19 protein-coding genes and 1 tRNA gene are annotated in these 21,214 nt (G+C 52.6%); 3 read left to right on the plus strand and 17 right to left on the minus strand.

What is annotated here, in order from left to right:
• Positions 1 to 3: 3 nt before the first annotated feature.
• From lon to O6944_07330, 5 genes are all read right to left on the minus strand, one after another.
• Positions 4 to 2,445 carry an endopeptidase La gene (lon, locus tag O6944_07310; GenBank protein ID MCZ6718941.1) on the minus strand — a complete coding sequence of 814 codons (2,442 nt, stop codon included), beginning with the start codon at positions 2,443 to 2,445 and terminating at the stop codon, positions 4 to 6.
• A 162-nt stretch (positions 2,446 to 2,607) separates the two neighbouring features.
• The gene (gene clpX / locus O6944_07315; GenBank protein ID MCZ6718942.1) at positions 2,608 to 3,888 is read right to left on the minus strand and encodes an ATP-dependent Clp protease ATP-binding subunit ClpX; all 1,281 of its coding nucleotides are present in this window, start codon (positions 3,886 to 3,888) and stop codon (positions 2,608 to 2,610) included.
• Positions 3,889 to 3,958: 70 nt separating this feature from the next.
• Positions 3,959 to 4,582 (minus strand): ATP-dependent Clp endopeptidase proteolytic subunit ClpP, encoded by a 624-nt coding sequence (gene clpP, locus O6944_07320; protein MCZ6718943.1) that lies wholly within the window; start codon positions 4,580 to 4,582, stop codon positions 3,959 to 3,961.
• Positions 4,583 to 4,632: 50 nt separating this feature from the next.
• The gene (gene tig, locus O6944_07325; GenBank protein MCZ6718944.1) at positions 4,633 to 5,952 is read right to left on the minus strand and encodes a trigger factor; all 1,320 of its coding nucleotides are present in this window, start codon (positions 5,950 to 5,952) and stop codon (positions 4,633 to 4,635) included.
• Between the two features lie 89 nt (positions 5,953 to 6,041).
• A tRNA-Leu gene (locus tag O6944_07330) sits at positions 6,042 to 6,126 on the minus strand.
• Between the two features lie 406 nt (positions 6,127 to 6,532).
• On the opposite strand from O6944_07330, the gene O6944_07335 reads away from it, so the two are divergent.
• A complete protein-coding gene (locus O6944_07335) occupies positions 6,533 to 7,054 on the plus strand; it encodes a glutaredoxin family protein (protein ID MCZ6718945.1) in 522 nt (173 codons plus the stop codon).
• 132 nt (positions 7,055 to 7,186) lie between these two features.
• Here the strand turns inward: O6944_07335 and O6944_07340 are convergent, their stop codons facing one another.
• From O6944_07340 to O6944_07355, 4 genes are all read right to left on the minus strand, one after another.
• Complete coding sequence (locus tag O6944_07340; GenBank protein MCZ6718946.1) at positions 7,187 to 7,627, minus strand: PilZ domain-containing protein; 441 nt, start codon at positions 7,625 to 7,627, stop codon at positions 7,187 to 7,189.
• A 182-nt stretch (positions 7,628 to 7,809) separates the two neighbouring features.
• Positions 7,810 to 8,394: a gamma-glutamylcyclotransferase gene (locus tag O6944_07345; protein ID MCZ6718947.1), complete on the minus strand. Its 585-nt coding sequence runs from the start codon at positions 8,392 to 8,394 to the stop codon at positions 7,810 to 7,812.
• Positions 8,395 to 8,507: 113 nt separating this feature from the next.
• Positions 8,508 to 9,635 carry an NAD(P)/FAD-dependent oxidoreductase gene (locus tag O6944_07350; protein ID MCZ6718948.1) on the minus strand — a complete coding sequence of 376 codons (1,128 nt, stop codon included), beginning with the start codon at positions 9,633 to 9,635 and terminating at the stop codon, positions 8,508 to 8,510.
• A gap of 27 nt (positions 9,636 to 9,662) precedes the next feature.
• On the minus strand, positions 9,663 to 10,967 hold the full coding sequence (locus O6944_07355; GenBank protein MCZ6718949.1) for a cyclopropane-fatty-acyl-phospholipid synthase: 1,305 nt from the start codon (positions 10,965 to 10,967) through the stop codon (positions 9,663 to 9,665).
• A gap of 41 nt (positions 10,968 to 11,008) precedes the next feature.
• Here O6944_07355 and O6944_07360 point away from each other — a divergent pair, with 41 nt between their 5' ends.
• On the plus strand, positions 11,009 to 11,194 hold the full coding sequence (locus O6944_07360) for a hypothetical protein (GenBank protein MCZ6718950.1): 186 nt from the start codon (positions 11,009 to 11,011) through the stop codon (positions 11,192 to 11,194).
• On the opposite strand, the gene O6944_07365 is transcribed toward O6944_07360, so the two are convergent.
• The 8 genes from O6944_07365 to O6944_07400 form a co-directional block, all read right to left on the minus strand.
• Positions 11,174 to 11,359 (minus strand): hypothetical protein, encoded by a 186-nt coding sequence (locus O6944_07365; protein ID MCZ6718951.1) that lies wholly within the window; start codon positions 11,357 to 11,359, stop codon positions 11,174 to 11,176. The two genes, O6944_07360 and O6944_07365, sit on opposite strands and share 21 nt — an antisense overlap.
• Before the next feature lie 246 nt (positions 11,360 to 11,605).
• On the minus strand, positions 11,606 to 12,124 hold the full coding sequence (locus O6944_07370; GenBank protein ID MCZ6718952.1) for a hypothetical protein: 519 nt from the start codon (positions 12,122 to 12,124) through the stop codon (positions 11,606 to 11,608).
• 404 nt (positions 12,125 to 12,528) lie between these two features.
• The gene (locus O6944_07375) at positions 12,529 to 12,975 is read right to left on the minus strand and encodes a tetratricopeptide repeat protein (GenBank protein ID MCZ6718953.1); all 447 of its coding nucleotides are present in this window, start codon (positions 12,973 to 12,975) and stop codon (positions 12,529 to 12,531) included.
• Entirely contained in the window at positions 12,972 to 13,235 is a 264-nt protein-coding gene (locus O6944_07380) for a hypothetical protein (GenBank protein ID MCZ6718954.1), read from the minus strand. Before O6944_07380 ends, O6944_07375 begins: the two co-directional genes overlap by 4 nt.
• Positions 13,236 to 13,552: 317 nt before the next feature.
• A complete protein-coding gene (locus O6944_07385) occupies positions 13,553 to 14,119 on the minus strand; it encodes a DUF4124 domain-containing protein (protein MCZ6718955.1) in 567 nt (188 codons plus the stop codon).
• Positions 14,120 to 14,343: 224 nt separating this feature from the next.
• Positions 14,344 to 15,087, minus strand: coding sequence for a DUF4124 domain-containing protein (locus tag O6944_07390; protein MCZ6718956.1), 744 nt, complete (start codon positions 15,085 to 15,087; stop codon positions 14,344 to 14,346).
• Positions 15,084 to 16,706, minus strand: a complete 1,623-nt coding sequence (locus O6944_07395) for a serine/threonine-protein kinase (protein MCZ6718957.1) — start codon at positions 16,704 to 16,706, stop codon at positions 15,084 to 15,086. The genes O6944_07390 and O6944_07395 overlap by 4 nt, the downstream gene beginning before the upstream one ends.
• 172 nt (positions 16,707 to 16,878) lie before the next feature.
• Positions 16,879 to 17,148: a hypothetical protein gene (locus O6944_07400; GenBank protein ID MCZ6718958.1), complete on the minus strand. Its 270-nt coding sequence runs from the start codon at positions 17,146 to 17,148 to the stop codon at positions 16,879 to 16,881.
• A gap of 644 nt (positions 17,149 to 17,792) precedes the next feature.
• Between O6944_07400 and O6944_07405 the strand changes: the two genes are divergently transcribed.
• Complete coding sequence (locus tag O6944_07405) at positions 17,793 to 21,185, plus strand: EAL domain-containing protein (protein ID MCZ6718959.1); 3,393 nt, start codon at positions 17,793 to 17,795, stop codon at positions 21,183 to 21,185.
• The last annotated feature ends 29 nt before the right edge of the window (positions 21,186 to 21,214 follow it).

Genomic DNA, 21,214 nt, shown 5'->3' on the forward strand with positions numbered 1-21,214 from the left:
GCACTAATGAGTTCTTATCACGTCGCCCTTTAGATCCGTCTCGGGCTCCTCCTGCTTGACGAGTTCGTCCGGTTCGTCACTGACGGACAACGCTTCTGGCATTCGCTGCAGTGCAATCTCGAGCACCTCATCAATCCAACGGACAGGACGAATTTCTAAATTGTGTTTAATATTCTTCGGTATTTCCACGAGTTCGCGCTCATTTTCCTTCGGGATCAAGACCGTCGCAATGCCGCCGCGTAGTGCCGCCAGCAGTTTTTCCTTCAAACCACCAATGGGCAAAACTTCGCCGCGAAGCGTGATCTCACCCGTCATTGCGACGCTCGAACGAACCGGGATCCCGGTCAGCGCAGAGACCAAGGCTGTGCACATCGCGACACCGGCACTGGGACCGTCCTTGGGAATCGCCCCCTCCGGCACGTGGAAGTGGGCATCGTGCTTCTGGTAGAAATTGGGATCGATGCCCAGCGTGTCACTCCGGCTGCGCACAACAGTCATGGCCGCCTTGATCGATTCCTGCATTACTTCGCCGAGTTGCCCCGTGTAGGTTTCCTTACCTTTCCCCGCAACGACGGCTGCTTCGATCGTGAGCAGCTCGCCACCAACCTCAGTCCAAGCCAGCCCCGTCGCCAGACCGATCCGATCTTCCTCTTCAGCCCGGCCGTAACGGAAGCGCTTAACACCGAGTAACTTCGCTAAATTCCGCGAACTCACTGCCGTGACCTTCTTCTCCGGCTTCAGCAACACCTGCTTAACAACTTTACGGCAGATCTTGGCGATCTCGCGTTCAAGGTTCCGCACCCCAGCTTCACGGGTGTAGTAGCGAACGATTTCCCGAATCGCACTTTCACTGATCGACAACTCACTCGATTTAAGACCATGGTTCTTGAGCTGCTTGGGAACAAGATATTTCATGGCGATCTGGACCTTCTCGTCCTCGGTGTATCCCGATAGACGAATGACTTCCATACGATCGAGTAACGCTGGCGGAATGTTTAGACTATTGCCTGTGGTAACAAACATGACCTCTGAGAGATCATAATCCACTTCCAGATAGTGATCGTTAAACGTGTTATTCTGCTCAGGATCAAGCACCTCAAGGAGTGCGGAAGCCGGATCACCGCGAAAGTCCATCGCCATCTTATCGACTTCATCGAGTAGAAACAGCGGATTTCTCGTGCCAATCTTTGCCATACTCTGAATGATCTTTCCGGGTAACGAACCGATATAAGTGCGACGGTGTCCCCGGATCTCCGCTTCATCACGGATTCCGCCCAAGGACATACGCACAAACTTACGGTTGGTTGCACGCGCGATCGACTTGCCTAGTGAAGTCTTACCAACACCTGGTGGTCCAACAAGGCACAATATCGGACCCTTAAGCTTTCTGACGCGTTGTTGTACAGCAAGATATTCAAGTATCCGTTCCTTCACCTTTTCAAGACCATAATGATCCTCATTAAGGATCGTCTCGGCCTTCGCAATATCGCGGCTGGTCTTCGTGCGCTTTTTCCACGGTACACTCAGTAGCCAGTCGATATAATTGCGCACAACAGTTGCCTCGGCAGACATGGGCGACATCAGTTTGAGTTTATTGAGCTCTGAGGTCGCTTTTTCCTTAGCTTCCTTGGGCATGCCGGCTTTCTCAATTTGCTTCGCGAGATCCTCAACCTCATTCGGAGTCTCTTCCATCTCGCCCAGCTCTTTCTGAATGGCCTTCATCTGCTCATTAAGAAAGTACTCCCGCTGACTCTTCTCCATCTGCTTCTTAACCCTGCCACGAATACGTTTCTCAACCTGGAGCAGGTCGATTTCCGACTCCATGAGGGCAAGCAGGCGTTCAATTCGTCCAGCAACATCAACGATCTCAAGAATTTTCTGCTTCTCTTCAATCTTTACGGACATATGCGCCGCAACGGTGTCTGCCAAACGGCTTGGATCGTCAATGCCAGCCAACGAAGAGATGATTTCAGGAGGGACCTTCTTGTTTAACTTGACATACTGGTCGAATTGACCTGTAACGGAACGAACCAGTGCTTCCAGTTCCAAGTCGTCCGCTGACGTGGATTCTAAGAGTTCGATCTGAGCGGAAAAGTAATCATCCGTGCCAACAAACTGCAGAACACGAGCGCGGACAACACCCTCCACTAGAACCTTGATCGTGCCATCAGGCAATTTGAGGAGTTGGAGAATATTCGACAGGGTGCCGACGGAATAGAGATCGTCCATGCTCGGCTCGTCTTGAGCGGCACTGAGCTGCGCCAGCAGTAAGACCTGCTTGTTGCCCCCCTCCTCCATGGCCCTTTCCAAGGCCTTAATGGATTTCTCCCGCCCTACAAAGAGCGGAATCACCATGTGCGGATAGACAACAACGTCCCTTAGCGGCAGAACAGGGGCCACCTGAGCTTGTAGTTGCAAGTCTTTGGAAGACTGATCGTTTTCCATTCCGTATCCCTCTAATGAGATTGTGAGGTTAACATGCCACTCAGGCTATATATGGGGGAAATAACAGGGCTTTTCAAGTCTTTAGGCCACAAAAGCACACCGTAGGCGTGCCCATGGGTAGGCAGGCGCGCCACCGCCCCCCAAGGGGCCCAGCCCTCGAGCTTAGTCAGAGGCGACCTTCGGTATCTTCGATCCCTCATAGATCATCAGCGGCTTCGATTCCCCAAGGATGGCCGCCTCATCGACCACAACTTGGGTCATCCCCTTCAAGGAAGGCAGATCATACATCGTGTCTAACAATACGTTCTCAAGGATCGAACGCAGTCCCCGAGCGCCGGTCTTGCGTTCCATAGCCTTTCGAGCAACGGCACGCAGGGAATCTTCGCGGAATTCGATCTCGCAACCTTCCATTTCGAAGAGCCTGGAATATTGCTTGGTGATCGCATTTTTTGGTTCCACCAGGATCTGGACCAATTGGCTCTCTTCCAGCTCGTCAAGGCTGGCAACCACCGGCATGCGCCCCACAAATTCGGGGATCAATCCGTATTTGATCAGGTCCTCGGGTTCCACGCTACCCAAGATTTCATTCATGCTCTGCTTGTCGTTCTTGCTCTTGACCTCAGCCGAGAATCCAATCCCACCCTTCTCTGAACGCTCCCGAATGATCTTGTCGAGGCCGGCAAAGGCGCCACCGCAAACGAACAAGATGTTGCCCGTATTGACCTGCAGAAATTCTTGCTGGGGATGCTTGCGCCCCCCCTGCGGAGGTACCGACGCGATCGTTCCTTCAATGAGTTTGAGCAGGGCTTGCTGCACACCTTCGCCAGATACGTCGCGCGTGATCGAAGGATTGTCTGACTTGCGTGAAATCTTGTCGATCTCGTCAATATACACAATCCCGGTCTGGGCCTTTTCAACGTCATAATCACATTTTTGCAAGAGCTTTTGAATAATGTTCTCAACATCCTCGCCCACATATCCCGCTTCCGTGAGTGTGGTCGCGTCGGCGATTGTAAATGGGACATTTAAGAAGCGTGCAAGAGTCTCAGCAAGCAAGGTCTTTCCAACACCTGTTGGACCAATTAGCAGCACATTACTTTTTGAAAGTTCTACATCGGATTTCTTTGTGCCTTTCTCTAACCGCTTGTAATGGTTATATACCGCGACCGACAGGATCTTCTTGGCCTGTTCCTGACCAATGACATATTCATCTAGGATTTTTTTGATCTCATGGGGCGTAGGTAAGATACTTCCCGCACCACTGGAAGTTTTTTCCTGGATCTCCTCACGCACGATATCATTACAAAGTTCAACGCACTCGTCGCAGATAAATACAGAAGGACCTGCAATGAGTTTACGAACTTCGTGCTGACTCTTACCGCAAAAAGAACAATAGAGGAGCCGATCGCCGTCTCCACCCTTGCTGTGCTTGTTATCAGTCATAAAGCACCTTTGCGCCTACCCGTGCATCCGTAACGTATTAATATCAAACATAACGTAATCTAGGTGTAATTCAACTGCGATTCCTCCACGATTCAGCTGTTGTGTCCCTTTGTGAGAGCACCGCATCAACGAGCCCATAGTCCCTGGCTTCTTCAGCACCCATAAAATTGTCGCGCTCAGTATCAGCCTCAATCGCCTTAAGCGGCTGTCCCGTATGCTTTGACAGGATATGGTTCAGCCGTTCACGCACCTTAAGTATCTCCCGCGCGTGAATGTCAACGTCCGTTGCCTGGCCTTGAAATCCCCCCAGCGGCTGGTGAATCATAATCCGCGAATGCGGCAGACAGAAGCGCTTGCGCTTAGCTCCACCTGCCAACAATAGCGCACCCATACTAGCAGCCTGACCGACGCACATCGTACTCACATCGGGCTTAATAAATTGCATGGTGTCATATATTGCAAGTCCCGCAGAGACAGGCCCGCCAGGCGAATTAATGTATAAGTGGATATCCTTATCAGGATTCTCAGACTCCAGGAACAAAAGCTGTGCCACGACTAGATTCGCCACATTGTCCTCGACCGCACCAACGATAAAAACCACGCGCTCCTTTAAGAGCCGCGAATAAATATCATAGGCACGTTCACCTCTGGCCGTCTGCTCAACCACCATTGGCACGAGATTCAATGCCTTGATTTCTCCAGGAGAATTGGTATTTGGGTTATCTGCCACTCGCCACGTCTCCGCTATCCAACATCAGTCTGCCCTTTATTCATCAAGGCGTCAAACGCGGTCTCGACCTCATTAACCTGGGCGCGATCCAAGATCCAATTGACGACCTCCTCTTCAAGGACAGCGGATTCCACTTCCATCAACCGGGTTCGATCACTGTAGTACCAGTTAATCACCACAGACGGGTCCGCATAGCTCGCGGCAATCCCTTCGACCGCGGCGCGCACCCTCCCCGCGTCAGGCTTCAGATTGTTGTTTTGGATGATCTCTCCCAGTATCAACTTCAACGCCACACGTCTTTGCGCCTGCTCAGTAAACATGGCAGGCTGCAAATTCTCATAACTTTCGTTACTAGCCCCCTGTTGCTTCATCGCATTCTGCATCTCAATTAAAAGACTCTGTGCCTCAGAGTCCACAAGTGCTTTTGGCAAATCAATGGGATTAGCTGCAAACAATGCATCCATAATCTCATGTTTAACCCTGTTCTTAATTGTTTGATCGGCCTCCCGCTCCATGTTCTTACGAACTTCCTCCCTGAACTTTTCCAGTCCGCCCTCAGCGACCCCAAACGCATTAAATAATGATTCGTCAACTTCCGGGAGTATCGGCTCAGATACTTGGTGGACCTTGACCTTAAACTGTGCGGGTTTGCCCGCTACATCCTTGTTGCGATAGTCATCAGGTAATTTCAAACCTAAGGTCAACTCATCAGACGCACTAGCTCCCACAAGCCCTTCTTCAAAATCTTTCAACGCACGCATTGAACCCAATTCAATTTCAAAACCGTTTGCTTCGCTACCCTCGAAGATCCTCCCGTTAACCGTTCCCGTAAAATCGATTTTCAAAACGTCACCGAGCTGCGCGGGGCGGTCTACCTTCTCCAACTTCCGTTGCTGCTTGCGAAGTACCTCGACCATATTGTCGACGTCTTCATCTGCCACGGCGCAGACGGGCTTCACGAATTTGATCTTTTCTACAGCGCCAACCTTGAACTCCGGATAAATTTCGAACGTCGCTGTATACGACAGCCCCGTACCCGGATCATCATTGAGCGGGTCAATGGTCGGGTGACCAGCAGGCCTCAGCTTGTGCTGGGTCACCGCTTCGCGAAAACTCGATTGAACAACCTCTCCGACCACCTCGCGACGAACTTGCGGTCCATATCGCTTCCGGACGAGGCCTATGGGCACTTTGCCCGGACGAAATCCATCCAACCGCGTCTTACGGGATAGATTGCGTAAGCGAGTCTGTACTTCATGCTCAATGCGCTCTGGCGGTACTTCGACTTTCATGCGTCGTTCGAGTGGACCGGTAGTTTCAACTGAAACTTGCATTGGTGCGTACTGTTAACCCGATTCTAGCGAGAAGCAAGGCTATGGTAGCAAAACCCTGTTCCGGCTTGTTGCGCAACATAGCGGCCTATTGGTGCGAAAGGAGAGATTCGAACTCTCACGGGTTGCCCCACTGGCACCTAAAGCCAGCGCGTCTACCAATTCCGCCACTTTCGCAGTTCCCCCAAGTCACTCTTCTGCCAGGTAACCGCCCAAATTCGGGCCGAGCTGCAGAGATGAGTGGAGACAATCGACACAAGAGACCTTCCCGGGGACCCGTCAGGCCATACGCGTTGCGCCCCGCCGGCTGTCGGGTCGCAGAGCGTTGGCTGGCCACATTATATGTGCCGTGCCAGGCATTGTAACCCCTCTCCCAATGACCCCTTAGGCCCCCGCGGCGGCCACCGTGACACCCCGCTGGCGCCTCTCGCGCTGCCCTATCATCCCATGACCCTATGGTTTCTACTTCTGAAAATAGTCAGCTTCCCATGATGTTGCAAGCATTAATTCGTCCTCACCATTAAGACATACACTTGCTATACTGTATGGCAAGCACTTTTGTAACCATAAGGCAACCAGCGGCATGAGATTGGTCACCACCGTGATTCTTTCAACGCTGTATCTATTTGCAGCGTCTAAGCTCAGCGCCGTTAAGGTCTATGAGTGTGTGGATGAAGAGGGTACCCATTCCTTCCGCGATTACTGCCCGCCAGGTAGCACACCCGTCGGCGAGAAAAAGCTATCAACAGGCCAACATCCGGCGGGCCAGGACGGCGGTACAAGGTCGTCGGTCGACGAACTCGCAGAGAAGTACCCGATCACGCTTTATGGGATCCCTGAATGCGACGCCTGTGACCTCGTCAGAAACTTCCTTAATCAGAGGGAGATCCCGTTTACCGAGAAAAACGTGGCCGATGACGTTGATGTGCAGCTTGAGCTAGAAGAAAAGATTGGTTCTCTTTCAGTGCCTGCCATCACCATCGGCGAAGACAAGGTATTGATGGGCTATCACCCGACAAGGCTTAAGGAGGAGTTCGACGCGATCGGATATCCCGATGCCACGGCAGCCGGGAACTCTACCAAAAACACAAGCGAGGCGGAGTAGCGCTAAGATCCGATCACCTTTCGCCCAGGTGCGTTTTGAGGGAGATGCTTGAGGGTACCGAGTCCCAGCTAATTTAAGGCATACGATTAAAGGGTGTGTCCCGCACGACCCCACCCGATGATCCAAGCAACCCTATGCGGGTTCCATGGACTCTTCGATAAAGCGCCTGAGGACGTTGGCACTGTCCCCGTCAAATTTGGTGAACTTCATCCCGAAGGCGATGCTACCCGGGACGACGGCAATGTACATCAATCTGCAATGGGCCTTGACCTCCACTTCTCCTTTCTTCAGTGCCACGCTCAGCCGGATATCCACCTCTGGTGCATCCTCCGGTTTAATGAATGCTCCACTCGGATGGATGAGCTTCGCTGCTTTCCGGTCACAGCGTACCTGTAATCCATCCGGCGAGATGTCATGGACCACCGCATCGACCAGATCACCATTTGATGTACGGACCTCGACACGGCGTTTCACAATGAGTCTCGGAAATCGCCTTCTTTCTTCAAAGACCTTCTGGTGCCAGGCACCCGATACCTGGGATTTGACCTGTCCTTTGCTATTATCCGTCGACATAGGTGTGAACGCCGGTGCTTTGTAAGGTTTTTGCGGAAATCGATGGCTTAATAACTAAAACGAATACACATGCCCCTGTGTTCACCATTTTCAGATGATTTCCGCAAAATAGTGATCAATTGCTCTGGTTCAGTATAGAAGCTCCTTGAACGTTGTGCGCCCTGTTATTCGCAATTCTTTTTTCACCGCAAGGGGGACGTATCCTGTGCCGACGCAGATAGGGAAATCGTGCCTTGCATGCTTTTCGAAAGACACTCGAGTGAACGAACTAAGCGTGTATTTGTCTTTGCCCGAGTCATATCTGGATCGGGGACGGCGTTGACTGCACCAAGCTGATCAATATATGACCGAGGTAGCGCATGATCGCGTGCACCATATACAACAAAGGCTTTGTACCAAGTAAACGGCTTTAGTGAGTCATCGATAAACTGTGGATCCGCGAGATACGTAAAGGCGGTTTGCTCTTCCCCTTCAATTGTCACTGTAACATTCGCCTTATGATAGCCATTACCCAAACCCTCAACGGTATCGAGCTGCACCTTGTCACGTGCCCTGATTTCATAGACTACACCGATAACACGGTCAGATTTCACGCCCGTGTAGTAGGCATTACATTTCCCAGAACTATCCTTGAGGCCCCTTTTATGAAAGCGCAACACAAATTCAGGCAGCTCTGATACACCCAACGAACGAAACGATAAAACCCGCTGACGAAAGCGTCCACGGTGCATGTTAGACCCATAGGCAAAATATTTGAGATGTGACACAGTTATGCCTCGCGCGCAACTACACCGGCATGGCAGGCACGAGTCCTGGGGAAGAATAAACAGCAAATTCCTCCACAGGAGATAGCGTTCGGCTGCAAAGGGAAACCAACCCCTTAATCCGTGTACAAGGGCGGCTCACCCAAGTGCAAGAACCAACGATCCATTACGACGTGACGGGTGAACCAATGAGTCGCTAGCAGCTTCTGCGCAAGGGATCTTTTTAGCCAGTCGGGCAGCTTTGCCGAGATGCTTGGGTCCGCCTCCCGTTCACCGAAGCGTTGCCTGAGGCGCGCCAGGTAGCCCGCGAGTTGCTCACGCCGATAATCCCCCTGGGCTGCCCGGATCACGTCCGCCGCCATCATCCCCGACTCCACGGCAGGCCGAATACCCTCACCGCTCTGTGGATAAGCCAATCCCGCTGCATCACCAACCAGGAACGCGCCATCAACAAACTCCTGCCGGGCGGCGTGCTGATACAACAGATAGGCATGGCCGTTAAACTTATGGTTTACGTCATGGGGCAGCTTGTCCTGCTCTTGCAAGAATGCACAAAATTCCTCCACGTGTTCTGAGAGTTTATGATTGTCCTCTCGGCCGAGTCCGACATTCAAATAGTCCTGTTTCCGAAACACCCAGCCATATCCTCCGAGGTCTTCACAAAAAAACAATTCGGGCACCTCTGGTTTGACGTTACAGGCCGCGCTTTCTTCCGGCCTCAGCTTGAATTCAATCTCTTGGGCGGCCACCACCATCTCGCTTCGTCCAAGTTTGGCACCTATGGCCCGGGCCACTGGGCAAAAGTGTCCTCCAGCGCCCACTACGAGCGGCGTTTCAATCTGCTCGTTGACGATCCATGTATCACCGTTACGTACCATGCCCTTAAAGGGCTCTCCTAAACGCAACGTGGCGCCCGAACGTTCCAGAAGGTAGTGATCGAACTCGTACCGGCGGATGCCATAACTGACTGGTTGCCCTGAATAGAATGTTTCAACCTGCTTACCCCCCATACAGCTGATCCGAAATCCATGGATCGGCTGAAACACCCGGCCTTGTCGATAATCCTCCATATCAAGCTGTAACACATCGATGACCGCCGGCGTGACCCAGCCAGCGCAAACCTTATCACGGGGAAACGTTTTCTTATCCATGACGATTACGTCTAGCCCAGACCCCCTTAATGCCCAGGCCAATGACGATCCCGCGGGACCCCCACCGACGATCAATACATCACATCGATCCATTCTCTCACGACGCTCCGAACGACACCCTTATAACTCATACAGGTGCGCTCTCGACCACGGTAAATCATTGTTTCTCTGTCGTGTGAAAACAATCTGAAATAGCTGCATTGAACCGGTAGTAAATCCCGCGATGGACCCAGCTAAGTACAGACGCCAGGCGCGAACAAACGGGTCATCATACTGTTCCCGAATCTCATCAACGTGCGCCTCAAAACGTGCGAGCCAATGCTCCAGTGTCTTCGCATAGTGCAAGCGCAAATTCTCGACATCGAGAACTGAAAAAGACCACGGCTCAAAGATATCCATCATCTGGCGAAGGCTAGGGGGACTCGCGCCCGGGAAGATACGCTTCTCGATCCAAGTATTCAGCATCATCTCTTTATTGCGACCGATTGAATGGATAAGGCCAAAGCCCTTGTCCTTCAAAGTCCGATCAACTACGCCGCCTAATTCGTACTCGTTCTCAGGACCGGCGTGCTCCAGCATACCAATCGACACAAACACGTCGTACTCGCCCTGGATATTGCGATAGTCATCTTCAACATACTCAACACGCTTGGACAAGCCTTCTCGCGCAGCCCGTTCCTGTGCATAGGCCACTTGCGCATGGGAGATGTTGTATGCCTTGACCGTTACGCCATAGTGTTTCGCCATGAAGGCTGCAAGACCGCCCCACCCACATCCGGCTTCCACAACAATTTGACCGGGCTCCAGGCGCAATTTGCGGCAGATATGATGCATCTTGGCAGTCTGTGCATCTTCGAGGGATATTGTCGGGTCTGGAAAATAGGCACAGGTGTACTGCATGGCTGGACAGTCTAGCCACAATTCATAGAAGGCATTACCGATATCGTAATGGTGGTGAATGTTATTGCGCGAACCAGAAAGCGTATTGGTGCGCCGGCGGCCACGTAGCAATCGTGATAACCACCGGGAGATCTTATGTCCCTTGCGACGAGCGAGCGCCATATAAGTGGACTCGAGGAACGCCACGAAGTCCCCTTCAATGTCAACACGGCCCGCACTATACAGATCACCAAAATGCAGATCAGGATCGATCATCAACTTGTAGATGGCGCTGCGGCTATCAATCTTCACCCTGGCCTGCGGCACGATGTTTGGCGCAATAATCTCTTGTCCATCCCACAACACAATAGAAAACGGTGGATCGCCCACAATGCGCAATAGGGTGCGTGCCAACCACCGATCAAACCTCGTCACGGCACCAGAGCGAGCGCGCACCGCGGCGGTATCAACTGCATTGCCCTGCCGGTTCAGCTCTGAGAGGTTCGGCGCGTTTTTTTTATTGTCGTGCATCGAATGAGCCCGCATCAGGATCCTATCGTTAGACTCGGTAAATAGGCCAGAGCCGCATGTCCTTGCATGATACTACGAGTCGATGGCGGGACGCACATCTTGCGATTAAATCGGTGGTTCGTGGTGGCATCGACTTTGAGATCGGCTCAGAAGAAAAAGGCGGCGCACGTCGCCTGCCACCCGCCTGTATACACCACCATAGCGCTAAGCGGTGTGTACCGTTATTTCTTGCCGATGGGTAGTCCAATCGGGACACGAAACTTGAGTCGGCTGACATACCAGCTGCCTTCGGGGGCGACGCCCTTGCCTTCCACCGCCAGCACAGAGATCACCTTCGATTTCTCATCATTCTTTTGACTTGCCACGGCCACATCGAAGTCAACGTACTGGAGCTCTCCACCCCCCATGAGCGCCAGCCCGCGTGGCGTTCCACGCGTGACCGGATTGATGGCACCGCCGCTATTGGTTTGCTTAGGTTAGTGTCGCGCTAGCTTGAAAAGCTGCATTTGGGTGAGCGTTAATCCGGAAACCTCCTTTACCCGCACAGGTAAGGATTATGATTTCTTTGTATGGCGCGGTGATCTGGACCGCAACCTATGAAAATTAAACAGATTTGCCCGATAACTCCCGACAAAACGCTGGCGGCATTGGCTTCAGGCTTCCGCTTTTGCTTTTGTTTTTCGCGTTCTTGAACTTGTCTTAGGCTTTGCCAATTGTAGTTCCAATTTTTTCTGCGTCCTTTCCATCATTTTTATAAGGGCTGCATTACTTCTTGCTGCCATCTTTAAAGCCGCGAGTTCAGCGCTAGAGGCAGCATCCGCAAGCTTCGATTTCCTTAACCAAACGGCCATATTGTGCAGTTCTTTATTGAGTTTTGCGATCTCCCGTTTCGTTACGGGTACAGCTTTCTTTCTGTACCGTACTGTTAGCCTTTTCAACTTTTTCGCCGCTTGTTTTTGTTGTTTCAGCAAACGATCCATCGTCCTTTTACCAGCAGCAACTTCCTTATTGATGAGCCGAATAGCTTTACTGTAGGAATTCGTGATCGACTTAGCCAATTGGCCTTGCCGAGTACTCATTGCCTTAATATATTTCATTCTTTTTGACCCGGCTGTTGGCATTGCAGATTTAGTTGCCGCCTTTTTTCTTGCCACTTTTTTCCTCGCTGCCATCTTGCCTACCCCTCTTTTATCAATAACTGATTAGAATAGTACCTGTTACCCACGCATCCGCTCGCCGTCACCATTTATCACAATTAACGATCTCCAAATAAAATTATGCGTTTTTCACAGCTTATGGGGTAGCGAAAACCTCATCAACCCTGTTTGCTAAGAATCGTACCTGTGGATCGAGGATAGCCCACAGTCAGGAAAAACTCTTCTTGTTCGATAATGAATATAATTCGCCCTCGGTCAGCTTTGCGTAAATGCGAACTACAGCGACACGAGACGTATCCTCGGATCGCGCTCTACAGAGCCGTAACCGAAGTATAGAAAATCTATTGGAATTGCGCCCCTACTCTCTTACCGGATTTGCGACTTAGTCACTAAGGGGCGGTGGGAAGTTAAGGTAACGGCTAATGCCGTATTCCAATTTGTTCCTTATACGTTTCGAATAGCTGGCAAGACAGCTTTCTTGCCGCTTCGATCTCAGCTGGCGTCATTAAGTCAACCATGATATCCCGACTCTTGCTCGCCGTATCATCTCCCGCGGCTGCGCCCACGTTAAACCAGGCATACGCCACTACATAGTCCTGCGGGACACCTGTCCCCTTGAGATAGGCGACACCGAGGTTGTATTGGGCATGGACCTGACCTTGTTCTGCAGCTCTCCGCCACCATTTCACCCCTTCCACGGGGTCTAGCAGTACCCCCTTGCCATTCATGTACATATCCCCAAGGAAGCACTGCCCAACAGGAGCTCCCTGCTCGGCCATCAGCCAAAATGTGCTAAGCGCCACGGTATAATCGGCTCGTTCATAGGCGGCTACGGCAGCGTCAAAATCTTGCAATGTGAGCATCATAAGGCGCATCTCCCCTGAGGATCCAACGGCAAGCACCGTTTCTGCTGGTGCCGATTCTGTAACGCCACTTTGGCTTGGTCGCTTTGCCGACTGCGTTCAACCGGCGGTAACCGCCGATCTGGCGTATAGGACATTAGGTCGTGCCGATATGCACCCTGCGTACCAGCGGTCCTTTGCAGATCCCCATGGCCGCCTGTCGCAGCGAGCAGGGAGACGGCCAGCACGGCTGGAATCAAAAAGTATTGCATGCTTGTTGTCATCGCAGCGCCTCAAATGAACGAATGAGATTGCCTTTAAAACTCTGCATCCGCTCGACCTCTTCATAAAACTACTTCTAGCAACCCGAATGCAGCATGTCAGCCTCTGCACGACAGGAGGTGCGGATCGGCCGACAAACGGTCCCAGCCCTGCGCAAATTGTGACGTAGGCCCGAGGGACGCCCTTTAGCGGAAGCCGGGTTGTTTGTGCCATACGGCCAATATAGGGAAAACGACGCGTCGGTTAGAGCGCCGCGACAAAGCGTTGTTGACCTGGAAGTGTGACGTGATGCTAGCTGCGGGGAACGTGCCGGTTACAGTCAACGATACCCACGAAAATAGCGTTTAAGTCCCTCAAGTGTTTGATTGATGTCCTGCATCTCTGCATCTCGCTGTTGTTCCTTAAGCCGGTTTTCGGCAAGTGCAAGTTCCTCCTCCATATCTAGATTCTCTATCGCTCTCGCTTCACGTCGAGTTTCTTGATCCGGCTTATCATAGAATTTATCTAGCTTTTCGTCGATGGCAAATAATTCATCGCCAACGACGCGAGCTTCTGTCAATTCTTCATATGTAATAGTGGCCGTTTTTAGGCGCCGAAATACAGCGGTGCGATCCGCCTCAACCCGTTCCTTCTCGTCCAGTAGTTTCTGATACTCAGCTTCTGCGGTGCGACGGGCCCGTTCCGCTTCCCTTTGAAGTCTCGCTTCTTGGCTAGGTGATGTCGGCATGCACTCGATCCGAACAGTTTTTTCACGGGTAATACACGAGCGCGGGACGGTGCTGATGTGCTTCACGCCTTCACTATCAACCCAGACGTAGAGCGCATGACTATTGCAGCACACAGCGAATAACAATACGCCGATGCAGTAGCGAATCAATGTTCCCATCGTTTCCACGCCTCTGGGTACTTGAGCATCCGTTGAAGCTGAGCCATTGATCATACAGCTTATCCCATTGTCGGCTGATGCACGAAACGCGCTACGTATTCTCCCATCTCTCACGTAGTATAGCTCGCTGCATCCAAATAGCCTGCGAACACACATGTTGCCAGATTTAATCTTCGACCTCATGTTACCGAGGAATTGTGCGTTTGCAGATCCAACCCTTAGCGTCAAGGACAGTAAGTGCCACCGTCCGCAAGTTGCGCCATTACGTCGATCCATTCCTCAGAAGATTTCACCATTCGAGTGTCGACTCGTGAAGACACCGACTGCCAATGAACACTCCATACTTTAGGATCACTGTCGCGTGGGTTGTCTACACAACCGCTCCAATGACATACATAGACTGCGATCCAATAGTCCTTGCATTTTAGGCCTCGCAGCTTAGGAGAAATAAATCCCTCGACCTCCGATCCATGCCGCGTCCTGCCAATTACAATCGGAGCATACGGATCCAACGGGTCTTCAAAAAAAGCCTCGAGATAGACGCCATCAGGCATACTCGGCTTGGGCCGTAATACAATTGAAAACTGTCCAACTACTTCGCCCGCGCTCCAGTCCAGTGCAATGTCGGCATTGACCGTTTCAAGGTATTCAGATGATTCATAAAATGGCACAGCATCTGACACCACCGGCAAATGATCGTCCCCCTCGTGTGCATCACCTCCGGGCGAAGACTGCTGGTTGTTCAATTGCTCTCTCAATCGCTGCCGCGCTTCTCCTGTCGCTTCGTAAAAAGGTAACGGCCTAACGTCAACGATTTCTCCCTTGTGTTCCTCAGATGGATTATCGGAGTAGGTGACATTGCCCTCATCATCCTCCCACTTGTAGACGGCAGCGGCAGCGTTCATGGTGGCTGCAATTAAAACGATACCAGCCGCTAAGTACGTCTTCACATATCGAACCTTACTCATCGATCCGTTTCACCACCTATGCGTTCCTTGAATTCTTCTCCCCGTATGCCCGAATCAGCTGATTCTTGCTGCCCCGTTTTTGAGCGTGAAAATCGCTCCCTAAACTCCTTAAGACGTTTTTTCGAAGAATATGTCTGAGCTTGTTCGCGTTTTGCAAGCCACGCCTTTGTTGCACGTTGAACGTTATCCGCATCCGGTGCTAGGCGCGAGGCTTTCCGCAAATAGTATCTCGCCTGTTCAATTTTGTTAGCATCGAGATCGCGGTAGACAAGATGAACATACCGATTGACGATCGCTTCGATACCATCTTTCGCATCCTGGTTATTCGGGTCAAGCGCTAATACTTCATAGTACTTATCCAGCGCATTTTTCCCCTTAGGACTGGAAAGTCGCCATGCCTTGAAATCTGTCTCGGCGCCTTTCAAGAGTTTGTCGATGCGCTCGGCATTCTGTGAGGACACAACGGGCTGTGCTGCTTCGGGAACACCCGGCGCTTCGGTGGAGACCCCCGGCTCGGTTTCCCGCGGCCCGACCATCACCGCCTGCTCAACGGTCTGGGCGGGTTCATCAATGTCAGAAACCTCCGGGCCAACATGCTGTTCAGGCATCGATGCAATGATAAAGAGACCAACGAAGATAACGAGCAGAAACAAAAGGGCAACGATAAGGCCCTTGTGAAGCCCCCATTTGACCATCTTCTTGCGTGGGCGCGTTGGGCCCGTTCTTGTTACGCCAAACTCTTCCCGCCACTCACGCACTGAGCTCGGACGGTCTTGGGACTTGAACGCCAGTGCATGATCTATGGCGCGCAGAAAGCGATCAGAATACCTTCCAGCGGCCATTTCAATGCTCGCCTTGTATTCATCTGCAGCGTTTTGTGTGATTCCTGCGCTTCGTTCGACCGCGTCCGCCGGCGTCACTCCCGTAACCGCCCGATACAGCGTCGCTCCGAGCCCGTAGATATCGGTCCAAGGGCCCTCCATCTCGCTCTTACCGGCGTATTGCTCGATGGGGGCGTAGCCAGGTGTGGCAATGTTTGTCAGCGTGCGTGATTGTTGCTGCAGGGCTTGGCGTGCGGAGCCAAAATCCAGCAGGACCGGGCTCCCATCGCCGCGAATAAAAATGTTGCCGGGTTTGATATCCCGGTGAATAAAGCCTGCCTCATGGACCTCTTCTAGGCCGCTAAGAATGGGCAGAAGGATCTTGATGAGTTCTGCCTCTTCCAATGTCCCTTGGCTAACCAGAAAATCTTTTAGGCTCTTACCGACTTCATAGCTCATCACCATATAGGCCGTATTATTCGCCTCAAAAACATTTATAACCCGCACAATGTTCGGATGCTCGAACTTCGTGAGCGTGCGCGCCTCACTGATAAAGCGGTCAAGTCCCCACCTGAACTGTTCTGCATGCTCCTCAGAAAGCGGGTGGACTGTTTCATCCGTCTCACGCATTGCGAACTGGGCCGGTAGATATTCTTTGATTGCCACATGCCGATCGAGGTTGATGTCGTGACAGAGGTAGGTGATCCCAAATGCACCCTGTCCCAGGATCCCTTCTATCCGGTACCAGTGCAGTTCGTAGCCCAATGGGAGTGCATTGCGGTGCGATGTTTGCTCCATCGGTGTCTTTCCTTACTCAGTGGGCGATTGCAGGATCAGGGTGTACTGTCGAGCGTAATTGAAGAAAATCAGCCTACAGAATTTCTAATTCTGAGCTTCTGACGCAGGCGGTACGCCCGGCATTGCATATGGGCGCGCGCTATACGGAATCGTATCGGCTCGCCAGTGATCGCTAGTGGTGATATTGATCAAAGATACTCTCGAGCTGGCCCTCGGAATTAAAGTGCAGGACCTTGCTAGCTGAGCCATGCCGAACATAGATCCATTGATCGCCAGAGTCATCCGTTGGCGGTCCACACAACTGAAGGATTTCGTTTTTATAAGGCCCAACGGTCTGGCCATCTTCGATGATTTCACCGCCACAGCGCATATTGCCGGCCGATAGCGCTTGTGCGTAAAAAAATAGGCACAAGATGCTCACCTTTAGAACGAGTCGTTTCATATCCGAGCCTCCTCGGGGTTTCAAGTCACAACATCACCGCAAGCCAAGCGCGGCGCGAGAGTACCTTCTACCTCACATGCCAATAAAAAGTCTAGCCTGTTTCCAAGCCAACCGAGTTCTGCGCTCACACGGGTGTCGGCGATGCCAGCGACCCGCCACACGGGACACCCGACGCGGAGCCAACAAGCACCGGGCGAACCGAGAATTTTCCCCCTACCCATGCCTTCCCGGTTTAGCAGACGCCACAGGTGCTACAATTAAAAAATTGCTCTCCTATTGCGGTGAACGGCGAAACGGTTCGGCGGGCGCTCTTCGCGGGGGTAGACGATCTAGGGAGCCGCCTGACCTTAATAATAAGAATGATCAAATGGAGATGAACTAAGCTATCAATGCGATCGATGGTCATGCCCTGGCCTTCTCAGAAGGAAGAGGCCCGGGCAAGGTGTCGATCGGTCTGCTCGAGTTAACACCCCAAACCAGGGCCCGGGATCGGTGCACTGGCAACGAGAGATGGGGCACCTGGCTTGGGTAGCTGCCGAGATGGCTGAAGCAAACAATACCATTAAATCGACCCGACCAGCGGTTGAGGGCACGCCTGCGACTTGCGGCTGACGTCGCCCCGACGTGGAGAGGGCCAGCGCAAAATGAGTGAAAAGGCCAGCATTCTGATCATTGACAACGACGAGAGCAGCCGTCGCAGCCTGTCGCTCGCGTTTGAGCAAAATGGCTACGAGGTCGAAACTGCGGAAACGGCGCTCGAGGCCCTAGAAAAAGCGGGAGGCCAGTCGTTTGAGGTCGCGCTCTTAGAGATCGGGCTGCCGGACATGCAAGGCGTAAAGCTTGTGGCACCATTAAGGGAAAGGCACCCCAATATGGTGGTCATTATCATTGCTAGCCATGCCTCGCTGGACACGGCGGTAGGGACATTAGACGACGGAGCATCGGCGTTCGTCGTAAAGCCGCTGGACCTAGAAGAGGTGATGTCGACAATCAGGCAGGCCCTCAGTGAGCCGCCCCTCATCATGAAGAACCGGATGCTCGCTCAGGCGGCGCAGCGGGAAATCGCCCAGCGTAAGCATGCCGAGGAAGCGCTCCGGGAGGCCCAGACACATTTCCAACACCTGTTGAATGCGAGTCCCTCCGTTACCTACGCGACGAGCGTCGAGGACGAACACGCGTGCAACTTTGTGAGCGAAAACTTGTTGGAGGTTATGGGCTATGAGCCTGGGGCGATGACCAGCGATCCGAGGTTCTGGATCAACCATGTCCACCCAGACGATGCGGCGCGTATCACCCGTGAGGTGGAGGGAGCACTCAAACAAGGTGGCGGTACGCTCGAATATCGCTTTCAGGCCGCCAACGGCAAGTACCGCTGGACCCATGATGACTTTCGTCTGATCCGCGACGAAGCCGGGGAACCAGTTAAAATTGTCGGCTCGTGGACGGACATCACCGAGCGCAAACAGGCGGAGGACTCACTTGGGGAGCGTTTAAAATTTGAGCAGCTTGTCTCAACGATCTCCACGAGCTTTGTCGACCTGCCGATCTCAGAAGTCGACAAGGAAATCCAGCACGGTTTGAAGCGCATTGTGGAGCTTTTGGGCCTCGACCGCAGCACTCTATACCGGTTTTCGGATGATAAGTCCCGACTTCGGGTAGTAAATTCCTATGCTACCTCTGGAATCAAGCCGGCAACGAACCTCCATAGGCAGGACGAATTTCCCTGGTTTACCGAAACACTGCGTCGTGGTGAGATTATTCGTATATCGCGGCCGGCGGATGTGCCGGAGGTCGCAGTTAATGAGCGGGCCTACTATTTGAGGGAGGGACTCAAGGCCAACCTGACCATCCCCTTGACGGTGGGCGGTTCGACTCTGGGCGCAATGGCACTGGCGTCATTTCGTTCGGAACGAAGCTGGCCTGACGGGCTTGTCAAACGACTGCGACTCGTCGGGGAAATCTTTGCCAACGCCTTAGCGCGCAAGCAGGCAGAAGAAGCACTACGCGCAAGTCAGGAACGCCTTACACGAATCTATGCCTTCGCCAATGACGGCATCTTCATCATCGATTCGGAGAAGGACGAGATCGTTGAAGTGAACCCGAGGGCAGCTGCGATGCTGGAGTACACACCTGAGGAACTGGCCGGAATGCCGGTCCGTCGGATCTACCCGAAGGAGATGGGCCATTTTAGCCGTATTGCGGCTGAGATACGTGAGAATGAGCAGCGCTATACCCGCGAGATGACCTGTCAGACAAGATCGGGGGCAACGATCCCAGTCGAGATCTCAGCGTCGACGATCCAAATTGGCGAGCGGGCTTTGATACTGGCGATTGCACGTGACATTACAGAACGCAAGCGAGCCGAGAGTGCGTTGCGGGCCAGCGAAGAAAGACATCGCGTCTTGTATGACGACATTCCCTCGATGTACTTCACCGTCGGTGCAAAAGGGACCATCTTATCCGTCAGTCGTTTTGGTGCTCAGCAGCTTGGCTACACGCGAAAGGAACTCGTTGGCACCTCCATTATTGATTTGTTTCACGACCAAGATAAGGAAACGGCCAAGCAGATGCTGGAGAAGACGCTGAGCGAGCCGAATCGCTTGCACCGTTGGGAGATCCGCAAGGTGCGCAAGCACGGGACCATGCTGTGGGTTCAGGAAACGGCTCGGGTCGTGAAAGGTGCCGATGGTCAATCAACCCTGTTGATCGTATGTGAGGACATCACAGAGGCTCGCCAGCTATCCGAAGAGCTTTCCTACCAGGCCAGTCACGATGTCTTAACGCGACTGGTTAATCGCCGGGAATTTGAACACCGTTTAACGCGCACGTTACAGAATGCGCGCAAAGGCAAAAACAAGCACGCCCTGTGCTACTTAGACCTCGACCAGTTCAAGGTCATCAATGACACCTGTGGGCATGTTGCCGGTGATGAATTACTGCGGCAACTTGGCGAGGTCTTGAGGGGGAAGGTAAGGCAACGCGACACCTTGGCCCGCTTAGGGGGAGATGAGTTCGGAGTCTTGATGGAACACTGCTCATTGACGCAAGCGAGCCGGGTTGCCAATGCATTGCAGAAGGCAATTCAAGAGTTTCGGTTCGTCTGGAAAGACAAACGTTTCAGCATTGGCGTCAGCATCGGCTTGGTGCCCATCGACGAAGCCAGTGAAGGTGTGGAAAGTGTATTAAGGATGGCCGATGAAGCGTGTTACGCCGCCAAGGACGCCGGACGCAATCGAACGCATATTTACCACAAGGCCGATACCGATCTGGCAAGGCGACGTGGGGAAATGCAATGGGTCTCTCGGATCCACCGGGCACTCGACGAGGATCGCTTCCATCTGGTATTCCAGCCTATCGCGCCTATCGTCACAGCGGATGATGACGGCGATCATTATGAACTCCTGCTTCGGATGGAAGGTGACGAAGGGCGTCTTGTGCCGCCGGGCGCCTTTCTCCCTGCAGCGGAGCGTTACAACCTCTCAACGAAGGTCGACAGCTGGGTCGTCGCCAAGGCGCTTGAGTGGCTGACGAGCAACCCGAAGCACTTGGCAAGCTTAGCCATGTGCTCCATTAACCTATCCGGCCACTCCCTGGGGGAGGATACGTTTCTTGAATTCGTCGTCCGTCAATTCAACAAGACAAAAATTCCACCGGAGAAGATCTGCTTTGAGGTAACAGAGACAGCGGCCATTGCAAACCTCTCGAGCGCAACCCGATTTATTAAAGCACTGAAAGAGCTTGGCTGCCTGTTTGCGCTAGATGATTTCGGGAGTGGTCTGTCCTCGTTTGCATATCTTAAGAACCTGCCAGTGACCTTCCTAAAGATCGACGGCTCGTTTGTGAAAAACATTGTGGAGGATCCCATCGACTTCGTTATGGTTAACTCGATCAATGAGATTGGACGGGTAATGGGTAAGAAAACGATTGCCGAGTTCGTTGAGAATGAGTCTATCTTGCAGATGCTTCGAGAGATTGGGATCGATTACGCCCAGGGCTATTACATTGGCCGCCCACGACTCTTGACGGAAATGACGTGACTGCGTCGCATTGCGCGGCGGTGAATTGG

This window comes from Gammaproteobacteria bacterium (assembly GCA_027296625.1).
Classification (GTDB): Bacteria; Pseudomonadota; Gammaproteobacteria; order JAKEHO01; family JAKEHO01; genus JAKEHO01.